The 20,513-nt window shown below is 61.8% G+C and carries 21 protein-coding genes and 2 pseudogenes; 8 read left to right on the forward strand and 15 right to left on the reverse strand.

The genetic code is table 11. From position 1 onward, the window contains the following. Positions 1-131 precede the first annotated feature (131 nt). The 6 genes and pseudogenes from AArcSl_RS17820 to AArcSl_RS14260 form a co-directional block, all read right to left on the reverse strand. The gene (locus AArcSl_RS17820; RefSeq protein WP_217563461.1) at positions 132-404 is read right to left on the reverse strand and encodes a zinc ribbon domain-containing protein; all 273 of its coding nucleotides are present in this window, start codon (positions 402-404) and stop codon (positions 132-134) included. Positions 405-434: 30 nt separating this feature from the next. After that, on the reverse strand, positions 435-1,121 hold the full coding sequence (locus AArcSl_RS17255) for a transposase (RefSeq protein WP_217563462.1): 687 nt from the start codon (positions 1,119-1,121) through the stop codon (positions 435-437). Then, positions 1,118-1,660 carry a DDE-type integrase/transposase/recombinase gene (locus AArcSl_RS14245; RefSeq protein WP_119820730.1) on the reverse strand — a complete coding sequence of 181 codons (543 nt, stop codon included), beginning with the start codon at positions 1,658-1,660 and terminating at the stop codon, positions 1,118-1,120. The genes AArcSl_RS17255 and AArcSl_RS14245 overlap by 4 nt, the downstream gene beginning before the upstream one ends. A 3-nt stretch (positions 1,661-1,663) precedes the next feature. Then, a pseudogene (locus tag AArcSl_RS14250) lies at positions 1,664-2,021 on the reverse strand (zinc ribbon domain-containing protein); the annotation flags it as partial. Positions 2,022-2,118: 97 nt separating this feature from the next. Continuing rightward, on the reverse strand, positions 2,119-3,351 hold the full coding sequence (locus AArcSl_RS14255) for a CaiB/BaiF CoA transferase family protein (protein ID WP_119820733.1): 1,233 nt from the start codon (positions 3,349-3,351) through the stop codon (positions 2,119-2,121). 4 nt (positions 3,352-3,355) lie between these two features. Continuing rightward, the gene (locus AArcSl_RS14260) at positions 3,356-4,519 is read right to left on the reverse strand and encodes an acyl-CoA dehydrogenase family protein (protein WP_119820736.1); all 1,164 of its coding nucleotides are present in this window, start codon (positions 4,517-4,519) and stop codon (positions 3,356-3,358) included. 513 nt (positions 4,520-5,032) lie between these two features. On the opposite strand from AArcSl_RS14260, the gene AArcSl_RS14265 reads away from it, so the two are divergent. Beyond that, on the forward strand, positions 5,033-5,803 hold the full coding sequence (locus tag AArcSl_RS14265) for an IclR family transcriptional regulator (protein WP_119820739.1): 771 nt from the start codon (positions 5,033-5,035) through the stop codon (positions 5,801-5,803). A gap of 120 nt (positions 5,804-5,923) precedes the next feature. Here AArcSl_RS14265 and AArcSl_RS14270 read toward each other — a convergent pair whose 3' ends face one another. From AArcSl_RS14270 to AArcSl_RS16870, 3 genes are read right to left on the reverse strand one after another with little or no spacing between them, the layout of a single operon-like run. Continuing rightward, complete coding sequence (locus AArcSl_RS14270) at positions 5,924-7,096, reverse strand: CaiB/BaiF CoA transferase family protein (RefSeq protein ID WP_119820742.1); 1,173 nt, start codon at positions 7,094-7,096, stop codon at positions 5,924-5,926. A gap of 8 nt (positions 7,097-7,104) precedes the next feature. Continuing rightward, positions 7,105-8,322: a mandelate racemase/muconate lactonizing enzyme family protein gene (locus AArcSl_RS14275; protein ID WP_119820745.1), complete on the reverse strand. Its 1,218-nt coding sequence runs from the start codon at positions 8,320-8,322 to the stop codon at positions 7,105-7,107. A gap of 13 nt (positions 8,323-8,335) precedes the next feature. Further along, complete coding sequence (locus tag AArcSl_RS16870) at positions 8,336-8,509, reverse strand: hypothetical protein (RefSeq protein WP_154670822.1); 174 nt, start codon at positions 8,507-8,509, stop codon at positions 8,336-8,338. Between the two features lie 378 nt (positions 8,510-8,887). Between AArcSl_RS16870 and AArcSl_RS14280 the strand changes: the two genes are divergently transcribed. Next, positions 8,888-10,189 carry a DUF362 domain-containing protein gene (locus tag AArcSl_RS14280; protein ID WP_119820748.1) on the forward strand — a complete coding sequence of 434 codons (1,302 nt, stop codon included), beginning with the start codon at positions 8,888-8,890 and terminating at the stop codon, positions 10,187-10,189. Between the two features lie 437 nt (positions 10,190-10,626). Here AArcSl_RS14280 and AArcSl_RS14290 read toward each other — a convergent pair. Next, positions 10,627-11,215: pseudogene (locus AArcSl_RS14290) on the reverse strand (IS6 family transposase). Between the two features lie 107 nt (positions 11,216-11,322). Here AArcSl_RS14290 and AArcSl_RS14295 point away from each other — a divergent pair. Then, on the forward strand, positions 11,323-11,856 hold the full coding sequence (locus tag AArcSl_RS14295) for an Rrf2 family transcriptional regulator (protein WP_119820753.1): 534 nt from the start codon (positions 11,323-11,325) through the stop codon (positions 11,854-11,856). 40 nt (positions 11,857-11,896) lie between these two features. On the opposite strand, the gene AArcSl_RS14300 is transcribed toward AArcSl_RS14295, so the two are convergent. The 3 genes from AArcSl_RS14300 to AArcSl_RS14310 all read right to left on the reverse strand — a co-directional run bounded on the left by AArcSl_RS14300 (position 11,897) and on the right by AArcSl_RS14310 (position 14,922). Further along, on the reverse strand, positions 11,897-13,081 hold the full coding sequence (locus AArcSl_RS14300; protein ID WP_119820756.1) for an NAD(P)/FAD-dependent oxidoreductase: 1,185 nt from the start codon (positions 13,079-13,081) through the stop codon (positions 11,897-11,899). Positions 13,082-13,153: 72 nt separating this feature from the next. Next, entirely contained in the window at positions 13,154-14,371 is a 1,218-nt protein-coding gene (gene pan1 / locus AArcSl_RS14305) for a proteasome-activating nucleotidase Pan1 (protein ID WP_119820759.1), read from the reverse strand. Positions 14,372-14,493: 122 nt separating this feature from the next. Then, complete coding sequence (locus tag AArcSl_RS14310; protein WP_119820761.1) at positions 14,494-14,922, reverse strand: universal stress protein; 429 nt, start codon at positions 14,920-14,922, stop codon at positions 14,494-14,496. A gap of 275 nt (positions 14,923-15,197) precedes the next feature. Between AArcSl_RS14310 and AArcSl_RS14315 the strand changes: the two genes are divergently transcribed. Beyond that, on the forward strand, positions 15,198-15,461 hold the full coding sequence (locus tag AArcSl_RS14315) for a MarR family transcriptional regulator (RefSeq protein ID WP_119820764.1): 264 nt from the start codon (positions 15,198-15,200) through the stop codon (positions 15,459-15,461). Positions 15,462-15,578: 117 nt separating this feature from the next. Beyond that, on the forward strand, positions 15,579-16,310 hold the full coding sequence (psmB, locus tag AArcSl_RS14320; RefSeq protein WP_119820767.1) for an archaeal proteasome endopeptidase complex subunit beta: 732 nt from the start codon (positions 15,579-15,581) through the stop codon (positions 16,308-16,310). 47 nt (positions 16,311-16,357) lie between these two features. On the opposite strand, the gene AArcSl_RS14325 is transcribed toward psmB, so the two are convergent. Then, on the reverse strand, positions 16,358-16,786 hold the full coding sequence (locus tag AArcSl_RS14325; RefSeq protein ID WP_119820770.1) for a universal stress protein: 429 nt from the start codon (positions 16,784-16,786) through the stop codon (positions 16,358-16,360). 106 nt (positions 16,787-16,892) lie between these two features. Between AArcSl_RS14325 and AArcSl_RS14330 the strand changes: the two genes are divergently transcribed. After that, positions 16,893-17,444, forward strand: a complete 552-nt coding sequence (locus AArcSl_RS14330; RefSeq protein WP_193588474.1) for a hypothetical protein — start codon at positions 16,893-16,895, stop codon at positions 17,442-17,444. Positions 17,445-17,565: 121 nt separating this feature from the next. On the opposite strand, the gene AArcSl_RS14335 is transcribed toward AArcSl_RS14330, so the two are convergent. After that, on the reverse strand, positions 17,566-18,834 hold the full coding sequence (locus AArcSl_RS14335) for a GNAT family N-acetyltransferase (protein ID WP_119820773.1): 1,269 nt from the start codon (positions 18,832-18,834) through the stop codon (positions 17,566-17,568). A 95-nt stretch (positions 18,835-18,929) separates the two neighbouring features. Here AArcSl_RS14335 and cmk point away from each other — a divergent pair, with 95 nt between their 5' ends. Both cmk and AArcSl_RS14345 read left to right on the forward strand, forming a co-directional pair. After that, positions 18,930-19,508 carry a (d)CMP kinase gene (gene cmk / locus AArcSl_RS14340; RefSeq protein ID WP_119820776.1) on the forward strand — a complete coding sequence of 193 codons (579 nt, stop codon included), beginning with the start codon at positions 18,930-18,932 and terminating at the stop codon, positions 19,506-19,508. 2 nt (positions 19,509-19,510) lie between these two features. Beyond that, positions 19,511-20,479 carry an RNA-guided pseudouridylation complex pseudouridine synthase subunit Cbf5 gene (locus tag AArcSl_RS14345; protein ID WP_119820779.1) on the forward strand — a complete coding sequence of 323 codons (969 nt, stop codon included), beginning with the start codon at positions 19,511-19,513 and terminating at the stop codon, positions 20,477-20,479. Positions 20,480-20,513 lie beyond the last annotated feature (34 nt).

Below are 20,513 nucleotides of genomic sequence, written 5' to 3' on the forward strand. Positions count from 1 at the left end.
ACCCGACTGTTCCCCAACCTCGGCGGGTCTCCAGTCGTGTTCGTTCCACTGCCAGTACGCTCCTTCACACTCATAATGATTATTGTAGCGATTTACCGGTCGATCGGCCACCCGGTGGGCCGATCGTCCGGTTACGGCCGAGAATAATCATTATCAGGGGAGTTCTCGGATGCGTCCCTGTCGCGTCCAGCAGACAGGCCAGCAGGCCGAGCCATCGGCCCCACTTCAGACTGCAACAGGTTCCACGCGCCTGCCACGTCACTGTGTGCCTCCAGCGCACAGTCGTGACAGCGGAATGAATCGCCACGCCGCGTCACCGTCTCACTCCCGTACGACGGGCACTCGCTGCTCGAGTCGGCTTCGCTCACCGCCTCGATTGCGATCCCACCGTCACCGAACGTCACTCGAATCCGGTCGAGCAGTTGGCGATGCGATCAGAACGCATGCGTCTTCTCGTTCACATCCGCCGGCCAGTGCGTCTCCAGTACATCAGTCAACTCGCCGACGTAGACGGTATCGACGTTGCGTGCAAGCAGCCACTCGGCGGCGTGTTTGATCGCCCCGTCCCGGCTGTGGTCCCGTGTGCGCGACCGCTGATCGTACAGGCGCTGGATCAACTGGCTCGTACACTGCTCGTCAGGGAGTGCTGACTGCAGTGTGGCAATTCGCTCGGTGTACTCCTGGAACCGTTCGAACTCGGGTCGGGCGTGGTAGACGGCCCTCTCACCCGTGTCGGTGACGATCGCGAGCGTGTTGTTCGTCCCGACGTCGATCGCGGCTGACTGCGTCGTGTTCTCTGAATCGAGTGTGCTCGTGGTCTCCTCCCAGTCGAAGCTGTACAGGTCGTTGCGGACGAGCCCGTGCAACTGGTAGCCGTCCTCCCGGGTGCCCCAGTATCCCGGTGGCGCTGGCTTTTCTGTGACTCTGGTGTCGGACGCGTCGTGGTAGGTCTCGAGCAACGAGAAGTGACTCCGCCAGGCCTCGCTGTTTTTGCGCGCGAGTTGCTGGCACGTCGCTTTCCCGAGGACCGGCGCGTACTCGTCGTAGAGGTCGGTGTATTCGGCATCCCACACGTCGCCGTTCTCAGCGAAGTACTGTTGCCGGCGTCGATAGGTAATCACGTTTCTGCGGTAGGTGGGTCGACGTGACTGAAACAGTTTGAAAACAAATGATTTCGTCGTTCTACTTCTCTAAATACATGTTCGACGGCGTTTCTGAAGCCGTGTTGTTCGACGCGATAGCTGTAGCCTTCACGGCGGAGCCCACCGATCAGATCGTCGGCGACATCGACGAGAAATACAGCATTTTCGATGTCGTGTTTCTCAGCTAATTCAGTAAGAAATTCTCGTGCGATCGAAATCGTATACGTCGGAAACAGCCCTGAGGGAAGGATCCTGTTCGTCTGTGGGTCGACAGCAGCGTACAGCCAGTACTGCTCGTCATTGAACCGGATCGCCTTTTGATCAACCGCAACGCGATCCGGATTATCACCGTCAGCTGGCTGTATATCGGCTTTTTGGATTCTGTTGTAAACAGCGACACGACTCCAGTCCACACCCAAATAATCAAGAAGAATAACTGTATTCGAGAGTGATAGTCCACCAAGATGGTGGCGAATACCCTTTTCAATGATCTTGCGGGGTGTCCGTTCTCGCTCCACAAATTAGTCGGACACGCCTCGGATACCATCGGGAAGATGCCCTCGGGCGGTATCAGAGGCCACGGTCGGGCCGTCCACAGGCCCCGATGCCTGCCGTCGCAACTCCCACTTCTGAACCTGCGGAAGTGTGTCGAGAGCAGGCACGGCAGTTGAACCGCTTTCCTCGCCGGTTCGCCCGTTCTGTGTGTCCGCAGACCGGGCACCGTTGACTGGTGGACTCAGAGTCAATATCGTCTGAAGGACTCCCCTGCCACGCCGCTTTGTACGTGATAACTCGCATATCTTTGAGGTCTTCAAAGACAATGACGGGTCGCCCGAACTGCTGTATCCACTCGACAACGCGCCGTGATACCGTGTGTAAGAGCAAGGACTCACAACCCCCGAGGTGGTGGTCGACGACCGAAGACTGCATAGCCACACGGTCAGGACCGGAACAACCACCACCGACCCGTCGCTGATCAGACGACTCCGTCCTCTTTCAGCCGTGCGACCTCGTCGTCGGAGTATCCGAGTTCGGCGAGCAGTTCGTCAGTGTGCTCGCCGAGTTCTGGCGGGTGTTTTCGGATCGATGTAGGTGTGCCGGAGAGATGCATCGGACATCCAGCCATCTCGATCGATCCGACCGACGGGTGATCGACCTGTCGGTGCATGTTCCGGGCTTCGACCTGGGGGTGGTCGAAAACGTCCGCCATGTCGTGAACTGCCCGCGCGGGCACGTCGTGGTCCTCGAACACCGCGAGGAGGTCATCAGTCTCGTAATCGGCCAGTTCTGCCTCGAGGAGGTCCTCGAGTGCCTCCCTGTGTTCCACCCGGTCGGCGTTCGTCAGGAACCGGTCGTCCTCGAGGAGATCCGGTCGCTCGAGGGCCTCACAGAAGTTCTCCCAGAGGTTCTCGGAGGCAGCCGCGACGACGACGTAGCCATCCCGAGTCGGAAAGGCCTGGTAGGGCGCGATAGTCGGGTGTTTGCTCCCCATTCGCTCGGGGGATTCGCCCGTCGCGAAGTAGTAGCTGGCCATGTAGGACATCCAGGCTACCTGGCCGTCGAAGAGGCTGACGTCCACCTTCTGACCGCCGGCGTCATGGAGTTCGCGGTGGAACAGCGCCGCGAGGATCGCCTGCGTTGCGTACATCCCCGCCCCGATGTCGGCGATCGCGACGCCGACCCGGACTGGCGTCTCGTCCGGATGGCCGGTGATGCTCATCAGCCCTCCTTCGGCCTGCATGATCAGATCGTATGCGGGCCGATCGGCGTAGGGTCCCCACTCCCCGTAGCCCGAAAGGGAACAGTAGACCAGATCGGGATTCTCGGCGGCGAGGTCCTCGTAGCCGAGACCCCACTCCTCGAGCGTTCCGACTCGGAAGTTCTCGACGAAGACGTCAGCCTCCCTGGCGAGATCACGTAGGATGTCACGTCCGCGTTCCGTCTTGAGGTTGAGGGTTACCGATCGCTTGTTGCGGTTCACACTCGCGTAGTAGGCGCTGACCGCGTTCTCACTCTCACCGAACTGCGGCGGATACCACCCGCGTGTCTGGTCGCCACCATCCGGCCGTTCGATCTTGATCACGTCGGCACCGAGGTCGCCGAGTTGCATCGTACAGAACGGCCCGACGAGGACCTGTGACGCGTCGACGACGGTGATTCCCTCGAGCGGCCCCGTCGTCCCTTCCGGTTTGCGTGCTTCGCCAACCATCGTCCTACTGGTAGGCCGGGATTCCGGTGAGGTCTTCACCGAGGATCAGCGTGTGGATGTCGTGGGTTCCCTCGTACGTGTAGACTGTCTCCATATTGGCCATGTGACGCATTGGGGAGTAGTCGGTAGTGATACCGTTGCCCCCGATGATCTCCCGGGCGACGCGGGCCTGGTCGCGGGCCATCCGGACGTTGTTGCGTTTTGCCATCGAGACGTGTTGGGGACGGAGGTCACCGCGTTCCTTGAGATCGGCCAGCCGGTAGACCAGCAACTGCCCGAGCGTAATCTGGGTGGCCATCTCCGCGAGTTTCTCCTGCTGGAGTTGGAACCGGGCGATCGGACCGCCGAACTGGTCCCGATCGAGCGCGTACTGGCGGGCTTGTTCGAAACAATCCCTCGCCGCCCCGACGGCCCCCCAGGCGATGCCATAGCGGGCCTGCGTCAGGCAGGACAGTGGACCTTTCATCCCTGTTACACCCGGGAGAACGTTCTCCTCGGGGACGATGACGTCGTTGAGGCCGATCTCACCTGTGATCGACGCCCGGAGGGAGATCTTGTCGGTGATCTTGTTGGTGGTGACCCCGTCGCGATCTGTCTCGACGAGAAAGCCCCGGACCGGCTGATCGTCGACTGAGCGGTCGCGGGCCCAGACGATCGCCACGTCCGATATCGGCGAGTTAGTGATCCAGGTTTTCGATCCGTTGAGAACGTAGTCGTTGCCGTCACGCTCGGCGGAGGTGTTCATCGCGGAGGGGTTCGAGCCGTGTTCCGGTTCGGTTAGGCCGAAGCAACCGACGGCCTCTCCCTGGCCGAGTTTCGGGAGCCACTCCGTTTTCTGCTCCTCACTCCCGTACGCGTGGATCGGGTACATCACGAGCGCACCCTGGACGGACACCATCGAGCGAAAGCCCGAGTCGCCCGCTTCCAGTTCCTGCATCAAGAGCCCGTAGGCCGTCTCGGAGACGTTCGGCGAGCCGTATCCCTCGAGGTTCGGGGCGTAGAATCCCAATTCACCCATCTTCGGGATCAGTTCCGTCGGAAACGTCCCCTCCTCGAAGTTGTCGCCGATGTCTGGTTTGACGTGTTCGTCGACGAACTCCCGGGCGGTGTCCCGGATCATTCGCTCCTCCTGGTCGAGGTCCGCCTCTAGAGAGACATAGTCTAACATTACAGGTGGAGATTCAAATACCAGCGCAATAATCTTTTTCGTCGGTCCGATCCAGTGCTGTTTTCGCCTCCGACGAAAGGCGATTGACGTGGTGATCGCCGCATCGTCCACGATCGCGAGGACCGCCGCCAGAACCCGAGAATGTCGACGGGACACCTCGAGGCCGGGGGGCCTGCCGTTTCACTGCTGGCGAAACTGGACTCCAGTTCGATGGTGGGACATCTCAAATCTGGGCTCAACTCCGTGACCGTGGCCACAGCGGTTCATGTTGTAGTGTTCATGTTGTAGTCTGGAGTGTTTCGGTATTGCCGAAATAAGACCGCTCCGGGTCTGGTTCTGTACTCCCGTTTTCCTCACCCCTCCCCGCCCACGTCCCCTTGTGAGAGACATATCTATTACAACCATAGATGCGTGATGTCCAACGACTTCGTTCAGGCGGAAACAGGTAACCAGTTCTAGGGGGTCATGACATAGAAACTACTATACGCCAAGTGCGGATACGATAGTACACCAATGGCCGACGAATCGGGTACAGGAACGGGGATCGGGGCGACGAAGACGACGTTCGCCATCGTCAAAACTCTCCACGAACTCCAGTACGCGCGACTGACAGAACTCGCCGAACGCGTCGGAATCGCGAACAGTACCGCACACAGCCACCTCGAAACGTTACAGGAACTGGATTACGTGATCAAAAAGGACGGGACGTACCGATTGGGGCTGAAGTTTCTCGGTGACGGGGTCCGTGCCAGACAGAACTACCAGGACCTCACGGAGGTTTCCCGACCGGTGCTCGAACAGTTGATCGAGCACACAGACGAAGCGGTGAATCTGCTCGTCGAAGAGTGTGGGTACGCAGTGTATCTGGATCGACTGACCGGCGATCGTGGCGTTCCGACCAACTCCTGGATGGGTCAACGAAAGAAGCTCCACACCCTCGCCGGGGGGAAGGCCATACTGGCCCACCTCCCCGACGAAACAGTCGACGAAATCGTCGAAACTCGCGGGCTCGCCCCGGTTACCGATCGGACGATAACGACCCGGGACCGGTTGCAGGAGGAACTCGAATCGGTCATCGACGACGGGGTCGCCTTCAACGACTGCGAGTCTCACGACAGCATCCGCGCCGTTGCTTCCCCGGTCATCCTCGAGGGAGAGGTCCAGGGCTCGGTTTCCATAGCAGGTCCCGCAAAACGACTGACTGGCACGTACTACCGGCGTGAAATACCGGACCTGTTGCTGGGCGCGGTCAACGAAATCGAGCTGAAACTATCCAACCGCTGACGGACTCGTTCGGGGCGTCCGGATCGGTGCTCACGTTCGCTATTCGGGGGTATGCTGCCGGATGACGAAATGGGTGCGGGGAACATCGGTTTCGGGTTGACGCGCCGACTGGCCAAGGCGTCACTCGCCTTGCTGGAGGAGTGCCGTCACGGTCTCTATAGGCAGTACTTCAGAGAGGACGGAATCCGTGTGCTCGCCGAGCCGTGGCTGTCCGTGACCCGACCGCTTCGTCGCGCCGGAGAATTCGATCGGGCAGACCGGAAACGGAAGGTCGACGCCGTCGATTTCGAGATCCGCAAGCGTCCCACTCGCCCGGAGGTGGTCGTCCTCGAACACTTCGATCGTGTTCCTCACCGGCGCGCCGGGAAGCCCATGATCGCGGAACAGTTCGAACCACTCCGCGGCCGTTTTCCGTTCGAAGATCCCCTCGAGTTCCGCAGCGAGAGCGTCTCGGTTTGCGACGCGGTCGTCGTTCGTCTCGAAGCGATCGTCAGTCATCAGGTCGGGACGGGCGATCGCGTCACAGAGTTCCCGCCAGGTACCCTCACTGCCGATCGCGACCGCGAACCAGCCGTCCGCTGTTTCGAATGCGCGGTATGGGGCCAGTGTCGGGTGGACCGTCCCCAGTCGGGGGTACGGTTCGTCGGTCACGAACGTCCGAGCCGCACGCTCGGTGAGCCAGGAAACGAGCCCCTCGAACATCGGGACCTCGACGCGACGACCGCCGCCTGAGTACAGCGCAGTCGTGATCCCAACGACGGCGTAAGTCCCGGCGCAGATGTCCCCGATCGGGATCCCCGGCCGCGCCGGTGGTCCATCAGGCTGGCCAGTGATGCTCATGCTGCCGGCGAGTGCCTGGACGACCATGTCGAACGCCGGGAGGTCCCGGTGCGGTCCGTTGAGAAAGCCCGTGATCGAACAGTAAATGAGATCCTCGTTGACCGATCGGAGGTCATCGTATCCGAGACCCCAGCCGGCCATCGTCCCGGGGCGGTAGTTCTCGACGAGAACGTCGGCCGTCTCTGCCAGCGACTCGAGTGCAGCGGCACCCTCTCCAGTGGACAGGTCCAGTTCGACGCTACGTTTACCCCTGTTCAGCGACGCGAAGTAGGCGCTGATCCCAGAATCGCCGATCTCGGGTCCGACGTTTCGCGTGATGTCTCCCTGGCCCGGCCGTTCGACTTTGATCACGTCCGCGCCGAGGTCAGCGAGCAACTGCGTCGCGAACGGCCCGGAGAGCATCTGGGTGCAGTCAATTACGGTGATGTCGTCGAGGGGTGGTGTTCCAGTCATGGTGGTGGTTAGAACGTCGTGGTCCCCTCGAGCGCATGTTCCGCGACGACGTCGCGATCGAGTTCGACGCCGATCCCCGGCGCTTCCGGTACCTCGACGTACCCGTCCTGGATGACTGGTTCGTCGCGAGCGAGTAGATCGTCCCACCACTCGACGTCCAAGGCGTGGTATTCCAGGACGTCGAAGTTGGGTATGGCGGCGCCAAGGTGCACGCAGGCCATCGTTCCGACAGGGGTGCAGACGTTGTGCGGAGAAATCGGAATGTAGTTCTCCTCGGCGCGATCGGCGATCCGCATCGTCTCGCCGAGGCCGCCGACGGTGGTCGGGTCCGGCGTCACGATATCGACCCCGTGCTCGTAGATCAGCTTCGAGAGTTCGTGGACGCGAAACCGGTTCTCGCCGGTCGCGACGGGGGTTCTGGTCGCCTTCGATACCTCGATCTGCGCGTCGATGTTCTCCGGCGGGATCAGGTCCTCCAGCCACATCAGGTCGTAGGGCTCCAGTTCTGTGCCGAGGCGTTTCGCGCTCTCGACGGTGTAGTCCCAGTGACAGTCGAAGGCAAGGTCAACCTCGTCGCCGATCTCGTCGCGGACGGCCCCGACGATCTGCCGTTTGTGCTCGATGGCCGCGTTCGAGAGCCGACCGTTGAACGGGTCCGGGTCGTTGTCCATCTCGAGGTCGAGGTCGAACTTGAGCGCGGTAAAGCCCATGTCGACGACGCGACGGGCCTCGTTGGCGTATGCCGCCGGCGAGTAGGCGTCGGCGTCGGCGTACTCGGTGTAGCCGTCCTCGACGGCGTAGGCTTCGCCGGCATGACAATCACAGTAAATACGGACCTCGTCGCGAAATTTTCCTCCCAATAGCTGGTAGACGGGCACGTCCAGTATCTTGCCCGCCACATCCCACAGCGCGATTTCGATTCCGGAGGCCGCTGTGACGACCTTTCCGGTCGTGCCGCCGTGACCTGACATCTCCTGGATGATTCGCCGGTAGAGTCGCTGGACGTCGAGGGGATTTTCGCCGATAAGGAATCGTTTCGTGTATTCGACCAGTTCGGGAATTCCGCCACCACGGTAGGCTTCGCCGATACCGATGACGCCCGCGTCGGTCTCGATTTCGATCAGGTTCCACTCGAAATTTCCCTCGACGACGCAGGTCCGGATGTCCGTGATCTTGACCTCGCGTCGCTCAGTTCGGTTCGTTATCTGGTTGGAGAAATCTTTCATTGGCGTAACGTCCTCAGTGGTCGGTCCTAAATCGGTCGATCGAGTCCCCGTCTATGGCCACACCGTCTCCCGGGTCGTCGGAGAGCGGCATCGTCCCGACGTCGGGCAAAAGGGGATCCTCGTCGACGAGCAGCGACACGATCGGCGGCTCGAACGTCTCGCCGAGTGGGTGTGCCCTTGTAGCCAAGCGTGTAGCCGATGTACTCACAGCAGCCGTCGGTCCGGGCTGACGAGATCGCGTGATCGCGATTGGTCAGCGTCCCCTTCGAGAACGAGGCAGGCCCCTCGAACGGTATCGCTACCGGTACGCTTTCGATCGTTGTGATCTCCACACCACTAGCAGGGCGGACTACTGCCAAAAGGGTTTACCCCTCGTCAAACGTTCGCACGGCAAACCACCGCCGTCGGAATTGTCCACCTCCTTCTCCGCTCCCTCTCCCCACTCCTTTCCACCGCCCCCATCTCCCCTCTCTCGCCTCATCGAACTCGGATCCTGATTTCGTGTGTCGCATTAGGCAGGTTCGAGAGTTCATACTATATACGTCGAGCCTCGATATATTTCAGTATGGAATTTCCCGATCGTTCCGAGATCGTCGATCTCATCGATCCCATATCTCATCCATCGTTCGTCAGGGTCAACTACGAACCGTCCACGATCAGCCTCGAGGACCCGCTCGCAGCGACGCGAGCGGAACTGGCGACCCTCCCGCTCGGCGACCTCGAGACTGGCGCAACGATCGCCATCGGCGTCGGCAGCAGGGGGATCCACAAAATCGACGACATCGTCGCCGAGACAGTCTCATTTCTCGACGATCGGGGATTCGAATCGGTCCTCGTTCCGGCTATGGGCAGCCACGGAGGCGCAACGGCTGCGGGCCAGCGCGAGGTACTCGAGGCGCTCGAAATCACGGAAGAACGCGTGGGAGCACCGATTGATGCGCGGATGGAGGGCGAACAGATCGGTACCGTTGATGTCGGCGGGTCGGAGACGGCAGTACATATCGCCGTCGCTGCCCTCGAAGCAGACGCGGTGATGGTGATCAACCGAGTGAAGCCACATACGAACTTCACCGGTCGAATCGAGAGCGGACTCTGCAAAATGCTCGCGGTCGGCCTCGGCAAACAGGCCGGGGCACGGATCTTTCATTCGACGGCCATCGAGCAGGGGTACGTCCCGACGATCGAATCGATGGTCGAAAGAATCCGCGAATCGGTACCGCTGCTTGGCGGACTCGCGATTGTCGAGAACTTCCACGAGGAAACGGGCCACGTCGAAGCGATCCCCGCGGATTGCCTCGAGGAGCGCGAGGAGGAACTGCTCGAATTGGCCCGCGAGGAAATGGCGACGTTGCCGTTCGAAGATCTCGACCTCCTCGTGGTCGACGAAGTCGGTAAAGAGATCTCCGGGGCGGGGATGGACACGAACGTGATCGGCCGTTACCGCGTCCTCAACGCGCCCGACCCAGCATCGCCAGACATCTCCCTGATATACGCCCGCAGCCTGACCGAAGGGACGAAAGGCAACGGAAACGGAATCGGGCTGGCCGACGTCACCCGACAGGCGGCGATCGAACAACTCGACCTGCAGAAAACCTACGCGAACGCGCTGACGAGCGGTTCTCTCGCAAAGTCGAAACTCCCTATCGTCGCGCCGGATGACGAACTGGCCCTGCGGATCGCGCTCAATGCACTCGGCAGGTACGACTCCGAGACGGTCCGGGTGGCCTGGATCGAGAACACGACCCATCTCAATGAGTTCCGCGTCTCCGAAGCGCTGCTCGAGGACCTGCCGGCCGACGCCGTCATCCGCGAGCACGAACGTCTCGCCTTCGGAAACGGGACCGCGACGTTCGAATCGGTCGAGTGAGTGAGGACCGAAGGCGGGCCGTCACGGACCGAGCCGCGTCGCGCTCGCGGACGGACTCGCGTTCCTACCCCGCGGACAGACAGTGGAGGTGGATCTGTAGGTGGCGGTGTATCCTCCGTTCGGGGTGATCGACGTGATCCGCGATCATCCAGAGCCAGGCAGGCCCGAACTCCCGGAGCCCCTGGACGATCACGAAGTTCGTTTTCGTATTCCGAATGCTTTGTAACCCCCTCTTCCGTTCGGAGTTAACATCACCGTTCGTTCGGTTCATATGATTATTGTAGCGATTTACCGGTCGGTCGGCCACCCGGCCCGCCGATCGTCCGGTTACGGCCGAGAATAATCATTATGATTCGCACCTTGTTCGTGCCGTATGATTCCACCCTGTTGGATTTGATTGTCGAAACGCAAACCGGCGGTGTTCAGATGAGCTGATTTCACGCAAAACTGAATGATCTGAACCAGCCGGCAGCAGATTTTTGCTTCGGCGTTTCTGAAGAAGTTTGCAAACAGGTAGGTACGTTATTTTACTATTTAGTAGATATGTTCGACGCTGTTGTGATCTTCGTGGCGTTCGACGCGGAGATCAAGGCCGTGTCGAGTGCATGCGTCTTTCAGAGAAAGCGAGCCGTCGGTGAGAAAGACAGCGTCGTCAACGTCGTGTTTCTCGCGGTGTTGTGCGAGAAACTGTTGAACGAGAACGCTGTTTGTTGTCGGCTCAAGCTGTGTATAGAGCAATTTGTTTGTTTGAGGACCGACAGCGGCGTACAGCCAGCATTGCTCGTCGTTGAGTCCGATCACAGTCTCATCAACCGCAACGTGATCCGGACTCAGTCCGTTCTCGTGCTGTAGATCTGCTTTGTGAACCCAATTATGGACCGTCGAACGAGCCCGTTTTATACCAAATATATCAAAAAGAGAAATAATATTCAAAAGAAATAATTCAGCAAGGTACAACTGAATACCGAGCTTCATCAGAAATCGCGGTGTCGCTTCGCGTTCATAAACGCAACCGTCCATATGCATGATTGCAACCTTCGACGCGTCAGCCCCCGACTGAGGCCCGCCAACCCCCTTTATGAAGCGATATATTGATCCACCGCTTTTAAGCAATCCCCACCCGAATCAGTGGTATGGCAGACATCGAACTCACAACCAGCCAGAAAACTATTCTCTCGGCACTCGTGAACCTCTATGGGGAATCGGAAGACGCCGTCAAGGGGGAGGAGATCGCCGAAGAAGTCGACAGGAACCCGGGCACGATTCGCAACCAGATGCAGAGCCTCAAAGCCCTCCAGCTCGTGGAGGGAGTCCCGGGGCCGAAAGGCGGGTACAAGCCGACCGCGACCGCCTACGACGCGCTGGAGATCCAGCGAATGGACGAACCCGCCTCGGTACCGCTGCAACACAACGGGGAGACGGTCGAAAACGCAAACGTCGAGGAGATCAACCTCTCTTCTGTCCACCATCCGGAGCTGTGCCGTGCCGAGGTCCACCTCCAGGGATCGATCCGTGAGTTCCACGAGGGCGACTCGGTGAGAGTCGGACCGACGCCGCTTTCGAAACTCGTCATCGAGGGGACCATCGACGGAAAAGACGACACCGCGAACGTGCTCGTCCTGCGGATCGACGACATGCGGGCCCCCGTGGCAGACCCAGTTCGCTGAGAAACCGACGACTATTCGACTACTTCTGGCGAGTGCAACGCTACATGTCCGGCCAGGCGTCCACGCTCCGCTTCGCCGAGGCGACGGTGTAGATCCACCTGGCGGCGATTGCCTTTTTCAACACTTTCGCCGGAAGGCCGCCGAACGTCGACACCGGGACACCCTGAACGTCGTGAGCGACCGCCTTCTCGCCGACGGAAACGACGGTCCCTTTGTCAGTGTGTGTCCATGTTTGCAGGGGTTCGCCACGGACGACACGCGCGAGGTTCTCCCCGGCGACCTCGGCTGCCTGCCAGGCCGCCTGTGCCGTCGGCGGGGCAAACTCTCGGTCGCCCTGGTCGACCAGTGCCGCGTCCCCGATCGCGAACACCCGGTCGTCGCTGGTGCGGAAATCCGACTCGGCGTACACCCGCCGGGATCGATCGTCCTTCTCGACGTTCACGTCGGCCATCTCTTCCTGGCCGGTTATCCCGCCGGTCCACACGAGCACGTCGTACGGGATAGGTTCGCCGTCAGCGTCCTCGCTTTGCCCATCGAGCGTAAGCGTGCCCTCGTCGACCTCGGAGACGAACTTCCCCGTACGGATCTCGATGTCGAGCGCTTCGAGACGGTTCCGGAGCGCCTCCTGGACTGCCGGATCCTTTCCGGGGAACACCTCGTCGAGCCCCTCCACGAGGGTGACCTCGATCGGGAGCTGCTTGTCGTCGCGGTAGGTCGCGATCTCACCGGCCGTCTGTATCCCCGAAAGGCCCGCACCGCCGACGACTACCCTGGCAGGCTCCGAGCGCGTTGCGTTCTTTCCTGCCTCAGTCACCTCGCTGTGGATCCGCTGGGCGTCCTCGAGCCCATTCAAGGTGACTGAGTGTTCCTCGAGGCCGTCGATTCCGTAAAACGCCGTCGTGGAGCCGATCCCGACGAGCAGGTAATCGTACGCGACCTCGCGACCGTCCGAAAGCGAGACGGTCCGCTCGTCGGTGTCGATCCCGGTGACGCGGCCGTGCAGGAAATCGGTGGCGTCGGACTTGATCTCCGACACCGGGATGGTGATCTTCGACGCGACATCGGGATCGCGGATGACGCGGTGGACCTCGTGTAACACGAGGTGATACTCGCGGTCCGAGATCCAGGTCAGTTCGGCTTCGCCGTCGCGAATGGCATCCTCGAAGGCCGTTACGGTCCCGGCACCGGCGTATCCGGAACCGACGACCACTACCTGGGCACCCATAGCAAGCGATGGGAAGCGATCGGATAAATGGCCTTTGAAACACCGTCGTGTGACGGCAAAAAATCGTGAAGATTAGGCGAACGCCAGCGCCTCGTCGGGATCGTCGTCGCCGGTCTGTGAGATCTTCTCGTAGGCGTCGAGGAAGTCCTGCATGTAGACTTCGGTCCGGTCGTCGCGGATCGCGAACATCCCCGCCTCCGTGCACATCGCCTTGATGTCCGCCCCGGAGGCCTCCCCGGTGAGATCGGCGAGCTCGGCGAAGTCGACGTCGACGTCGACGTTCATCTTCCGGGTGTGGATCTGGAAGATGACTTCGCGTCCCTCCTCGTCGGGCTTGGGGATCTCGATGAGCCGATCGAACCGACCGGGCCGCAGGATCGCCTCGTCGAGCATGTCGAAGCGGTTGGTGGCGGCGATGATCCGCACCTCCCCACGGTCCTCGAAGCCGTCCATCTCCGAGAGCAGTTGCATCATCGTCCGCTGGACCTCCGCGTCGCCGGAGGTCTTCGAGTCCGTCCGCTTCGAGGCGATCGCGTCGATCTCGTCGATGAAAAGCACAGCCGGCTCGTTTTCCCTCGCCACCTCGAACAGGTCGCGAACGAGCTTCGCGCCCTCGCCGATGAACTTGTGGACGAGCTCGGAGCCGGCCATCTTGATGAACGTCGCGTCCGTCTGGTTCGCGACCGCCTTCGCGAGCATCGTTTTGCCCGTCCCGGGCGGGCCGTACAGCAGGACGCCCGATGGCGGCTGGATTCCGACCTGTTCGAACATCTCCGGGCGATCCAGCGGCATCTCGACGGTTTCGCGGACCTCCTGCATCTGCTCTTCGAGGCCGCCGATGTCGGCGTAGGTGACGTCGGGGCTGTGTTCGACCTGCATCACGCGTGCCCGGACGTCGGTTTCGTTGTCCAGCCGCTTGACGATCGAAAGCGAGTTGTTGACCGCGACGCGCGAGTCCGGCTCGAGTTCCTCGCGCATCTCCTCGGTGACCTCGGTGAGCGCCTCCTGGTTGTTGCCGTGCTGTTTGATGACGACGCCCTCGTCGGCGATCTCCTGGACCGTCGCGACGAACAGCGGCGACTGCTTGAGCTTCTTGTTCTCGTGGGTCAGCCGCTCGAGTTTCTGCTGATATTTGTTGTTCTCCGCGTTCGCGTCGAGGAGTTGATCCCGCATCTCCTCGTTTTGTGACTCGAGGACCTCGAGCCGTTCACGAAGCGCCGATATCTTCTCCTGTTCGGACGAAACGTCTTCGTCGTACGGGAGATCTACGTCCTCAACCGTATCGCTCATTGGGGCTGGGTAAGGCCGTTGTGAATAAGAGGCTTCGGGTCACGACCCACCTCGCCGGTGACGAAACGGTTGCGTCCATGCGAAACGGTTCGCCAATCCGATCCCGTATCGCGGGACGGACGTCACCGGACGACTGTTACCGGGACCGGTGCACGCCGGACCACCGTTTCGGCGACGCTGCCGAGAAGGATCCTGGCGGTGCCGTCGCGACCGTGGCTTCCCATGACGATCGCGTCGAAGTCGTGGTCCTCCGCGTACTCGATGATCTCCTGGGACGGCTTGCCTTCGGCGGTCTCGGTCTCCAGTTCGCCCTCGTAGCCGGCTTCGCTCGCGATCTCGCCAGCCTGTTCGAACAGCTGTTCGGCGTGGCCGTACGCCCCCTCCAGCATCGGCTCCTCGAACGTGATCACCGACCCCTTGCCCGGGAGCGGTTCGAGGTGGATCACGTACAAGACTGTGATCTCCGCGTCGGGGTGGGTGTCGATCGCGTACTGCAGTGCTTTCTCCGCCACCGGCGATTCGTCCATCGGAACGAGGATCTGCTGTGTCATGGTTGCGTTGAGTCTGATTCCGTCTCTGTCGGTTCGTCGGCGAACTCGATACCTCTAATTCATAGTACACATACCCCGGTAATAACTGTACAGGTGTGTTGGACTCGAGCGAGAAAACGTTCACGTGGACAGAACCCGTGGGACCACGGTGAAACAACAACCATCGTTGGGTTCTCCCGCATGGAGCGGCTGCATCAATGCACCAATATATTACTATAAGACATATATAGAGATAGTAAATATTATCACACGGCATCTCATACGGGCTGGTACAGATGAGCGTAACCGAAGCCGTCCCGGCGGAAGAGGACAATAGAGATCGGTGGCAGGACGTCCGCGATCTCCCCCCGAGCGCGAAACTCGTCGCAAAAGTACTCGACTACAACGGCACTCTCACGCAGAGTCAACTGGCCGAAGAGACGCTGTTGCCGCCCCGTACGGTGCGGTACGCCCTCTCCCGGCTCGAGGAGGAGAACGTCGTCGAGTCCCGATTTTCCTTTTCGGACGCGCGCAAACGTCTATACTCACTTCAAGTGTGATTACTCGCACCGAGTGAGATCACTGAGGCAGTCTTTGGACTGTGATCCCTCGGAGGACCAGATCCGAAAGCAACCCGAAAGGTTGCCTTTATCAGCGTTCCGCCGCAACGACCGACCATGCGAAATCCGACCAGCGAGACAGGAGCGTTGGACCTCGGCGTCGACGAGTCGTCCGTCTTCGGCCCGGAGCTCGGTGAGTTCTCCGACTCCGAACGGCGGGCGGCCGAGATGGCCGAAGACAAGGAACTGAAGACGGGGACGACGACAGTCGGCCTGCGAACCGACGACGGAGTCGTCCTCGCGACGGACATGCGCGCGAGCATGGGACGGATGGTCTCCTCGAAGGACGTCCAGAAGGTCGAGCAGATCCATCCCACCGCCGCCTTGACGATCGCCGGCGGCGTCTCCGCCGCACAGTCGCTGATCTCTACCCTCCGCGCCGAGACGAACCTCTACGAGGCCCGCCGCGGAAAGCACATGTCGATGCAGGCGCTGTCGACACTCACCGGGAACCTGCTCCGGACCGGCGGGTTCCTCATCGTCCAGCCGATCCTGGGCGGCGTCGACGAGGAGGGCCCTCACGTCTACAGCATCGATCCGCTCGGATCGATCATCGAGGAGGAGTACACCGTAACTGGCTCCGGCAGCCAGTTCGCGCTGGGCGTTCTCGAACAGGAGTACGACGACGCGTTGTCCCTCGATGAGGCGAAACACGTGGCCGCAAAGGCGATCAAAAGCGCCCTCGAACGCGACACCGCCACCGGTAACGGCATCAACGTCGCCATCGTCACCGAAGACGGCGTCGAGGTATCCCGGCACAAGGACATCGACGAACTACTCGAAGACTGATTCTCTCGAACGACCGGACCTCACCGCGAAAGAAAGTCGACCGGGTTTCAGCAAGGTACGGAAACGACGGTCGTGTCCGCGGATCTGATCACCCGTTCGGTCGTACTTCCCAGCATGTCGGACGCGGCAGCACTCAACCCACGTTTGCCGAGCACGATCGCGTCTGCGTCGATCGATTCGGCGTAGTCGACGATCTCCCGTGAGGGAACTCCCTCGAGAATGGCGGTCTCGCAGTCGATTCCCGCTTCGTCCGCCAGGGTCGATGCCCGCTCGATCGCCGCTTCGGCACGGTCGTGTCGTTCCGGATCCCCCTCGTCGAACTTTCCGGCCTTGCCCGAGCGCCTGTACATCGGCAACTCCTCGATGACGAATAGCGCGTGGAGAACACCGTCGGCAGCCACGAGTTCGACGGCCTCCTCCGCTGCGCTATACGACTCGTCGCTACCGTCGATCGGAACGAGGATGGTGTCGTACATCGTTTTAAAATACACCCGGGGGGAAATTGTGCTTTTCGGCGGAACGGCTCGACACACGTGCGGCGGGACCGAAGTCGTTTTCGGCGGCGCAATCGATCGGTTCCGCATGGACGGGCCGATCGACGGAAATCAACTGGAGGAGTTCGTCGCCGAGAACCTCGACCGGTACGGCGAGACCCAGGGTGTGTTGCCCGACCGTCTCGACGAGTTCGGCACATTGTACCGCGAGCAGGGGCATCTCACCCGCGAACAGCTGTACGAGATCGCCTACGAGTCCTCGACACGGAGTGCATATCACGTCGAGCGAAACCCCGGGGACCGCTGCCGTGAGGTGACCGAAAACGCGCGCAGGGTCGATGGAGACTTCTCCACGATCCAGTTGCTGACCGGGCTGTACGGCTTCAAGGCGCCGACCGCCTCGTGTGTGCTCGCTGCGCTGGACCCGGATCGACACGCCGTCGTCGATACCCGCGTGTGGGCGTCGCTCGAGCGGCTCGGCTACCTCGAGGGGCCCAAGGAGTCGTTCGACGCCGACGACTACGTCACGATGATCGATCCGATCCGCGATATCGCCGCTGAAACCGGCTACACTGCAGCCGAGGTCGGCTACGCGCTGTTCGCGTACGACATCGAAGTCAGGGACGGTACGCTTCACTAGTCAAAAGAACACGTTGAACAGCCACAGGACGAGCGGGAAGAAGGTGCCCGATACCAGGCTGAACAGCTGACTGTTGTCGATGGGCTAGACCGGCGCCTGCGAGCGGATCCGCCACCCCGAGTCAGAAGAACTCTCTGAGACACACCCGCTGGGAAGGGAACGCTGCGGTCAACACTTCCCGCACGTCCGGTTCCCGGATCGTACAGTCGCCGACGCGTTCGGCAACCGGTACGTCGACGCTTCCCAGGTAGAGTCGAGAGAGCGTTCCGACGTCGAGTGACACGTCCGGCGTCACGTCGGCCGATGTGTCTCCGGCGGCCGATGTGTCTCCGGCGGCCGATGTGTTGCCGGAGGGCGCAGGTTCCACCGTCGCCGAGCCGTCGGAGACCCGAACCGCGAACCCACGGTCGTTGCGCTCCAGAAGTGGATCGTCGACGGCCAGGGAGAATCCGACGTCGACGCCGTCGGGCCATCCGTACCCCTCCAGGGCGGCCGCGACGTCGACGAGGCGGGCCATCGGCCCGACCCGAACGGTGCACTCCACGTCTCCGGGATCGTGGACCCGGTCGAGCAGTTCGGTCTCCGCCGCCCGGGGGAGTCGGACCGACGCCACCTGGGAGTCGTGGTCGGAAAGGAACGCGAGCAGCCCCAGGTATGCGTCGTCGTCGACGTGCGCGAGGTCCATCACCCGGAGCGTTCGATCGCCGTCTTCGGCGCGATCGACCGTGTACAGGACGTACCCACGGAGCTCGCCGCCGCGTTCGTAGCCGTACACGTACGGCTCGTTCCGTCCACTCCACGCCGACAACGTCCGATCCTGCCACCAGCGTTTCGAGCGGCGCATCGACAGCGCGGTTCCGGAGCCGAACGCGACCTCCACGGACCTGAGCCGCCCCCAGTCGTCTGGATCGAGCCGGTGGACCGTTCCCGCCGCCCCCCGGGCGAAGCGTAGCTGCTCGGGAGGGAGTTCGTAGACGGTGTACTTGTTCGCGATTCCCCAGCCAAGCTGCCGGTAGAAGGGTACTGAAAAGGGCCACAGCGTCACGACGTCGACGCCGACGTCCCGATACTCCGCGAGGGCCTCGGAAAGCAGCTGTCGGACGTACCCCTGTCTGCGGTGTTCGGGGGGCGTGGCGACGGCGCCGAGACCGCCGACAGTCGTGAACCCGTCGTGGAGATACGCGTCGAAATAGTACAGCTTGCAGACGCTGACGAGTTCCCCGTCGTCGAACAGCCCCCGGGGATCGAACAGCTCCGGCGGCCAGTCGTCCGTCTCCGGACCCGGGTCGTCCTCGTCGGCGCCGGGGCCCGCCTCGATATCGAAGGCGTGCTGGAGGACCGCCCAGTACTTCGCCGTTTGATCCGCCTCGATCGGGCGAAATTCGACCATGGAATACGATCCGGAGGGGACGACAAGAATCTGTCTCACCGCTCGTCCCGCGTGCGAACGACAACGCCTTTTACCGCGAGGGGCGCACGACCGGTATGTTACTGACCGTCTCCGGTCCGCCGGGCAGCGGGAAAAGCACCACCGCCGCCGCCCTGGCGGACGCGTTCGATCTCGAGCACGTCTCCGGGGGAGACATCTTCCGGGAGATGGCCGCCGAACGGGGGATGTCACCCGTCGAGTTCAACGAGCACGCCGAGGACGACGACACCATCGACCGCGAACTGGATCGCCGGCTGCGATCGATCGCGATCGAACGCGACGACGTCCTGCTGGAGTCGCGGCTCGCCGGCTGGCTCGCCGGCGAACACGCCGATCTCAAGGTGTGGCTCGACGCCCCCCTCACGGTACGGGCCGAGCGGATCGCCGACCGGGAGGACAAAGACGTCGAACTCGCACGGGTCGAGACCGCCCGCCGCGAGAAAAGCGAGGCGAAGCGGTACGAGGAGTACTACAGCATCGACATCCACGATCTCACGATCTATGACATCGCCTACAACACCGCCCGGTGGAGTCCCGAAGGGGTACTCGGCATGTTGACGACCGCGATCGACTCCTACGACCCCGACAGCGACGAGGGAAAGGCACCGGTCGAGGGCGTCAGCTACGACTTTTGAGTATGACAGACCCGACCGAAACCAGTGGTGCGCTCCGTCCGCCCCCGGACCAGCGAAGCCTCCCGGAACTGCTCCAGTTCGGCGTCGTCAACCTGGACAAACCACCGGGACCGTCGGCACACCAGGTCGCCGCCTGGGTCCGGGACCTCGCGGACGACGCGGTTCGGGAGCTGTCGGAGGGCACATCCGGGGAGACGGACGGCGTCTCCGAGGCCGCCCACGCCGGCACCCTCGACCCGAAGGTGACCGGCTGCCTGCCGGTGTTGACCGGCGCTGCCACCAGGCTGGCGCAGGCGTTCCTCGAAGGGGAAAAAGAGTACGTCACCGTCCTCGAACTCCACCGTCCCGCCCCCGCCGACCTGGAGTCGGTGCTCGACTCCTTCGAGGCGCCCCTGTACCAGAAGCCGCCCCGGAAAAGCGCCGTCTCCCGTCGGCTCCGGATCAGAGAGATCTACGAACTGGAGGCGCTCGAAACGCAGGAACGCCGGGTGCTCCTCCGGATCCGGTGTGAATCGGGGACGTACGTGCGGAAGCTGTGTCACGACCTCGGGCTCGCGCTGGGAACAGGCGCGCACATGGGCGACCTCCGGCGGACCGCGACGACCCCGTTCGACGACGCCACGCTCGTGACCCTTCACGACCTCGTCGACGCGCTGGAGTGGGCTATGGACGGTCACACGGAACAGCTCAGAACTGTCGTTCAGCCGGCCGAGCGAGCGATCTCGCATCTCCCCGCGGTGACGATCGCCGAGTCTGCAGCGAGGGAGGTCGCCAACGGCGCACCGGTGTACGCGCCGGGGGTGATCGCTGCCGACGACGACATCTACGCGGCGCTGGATGCCGATCCCGACGACGCTCCCCTCGTGGCGTGTTTCACGCCGGAGGGAACCGCAGTGTGTCTCGGTCGTCCCGTCGGCGACCCCGACGCGGACCAGGGGACTGTCGTCGATCTCGATCGCGTCCTTGTGTGAACCGGAGACGTCATCACAGATCGTACGGGTTTTT

Origin of the sequence: Halalkaliarchaeum desulfuricum (genome assembly GCF_002952775.1) — an archaeon.
Lineage (GTDB): Archaea > Halobacteriota > Halobacteria > Halobacteriales > Haloferacaceae > Halalkaliarchaeum > Halalkaliarchaeum desulfuricum.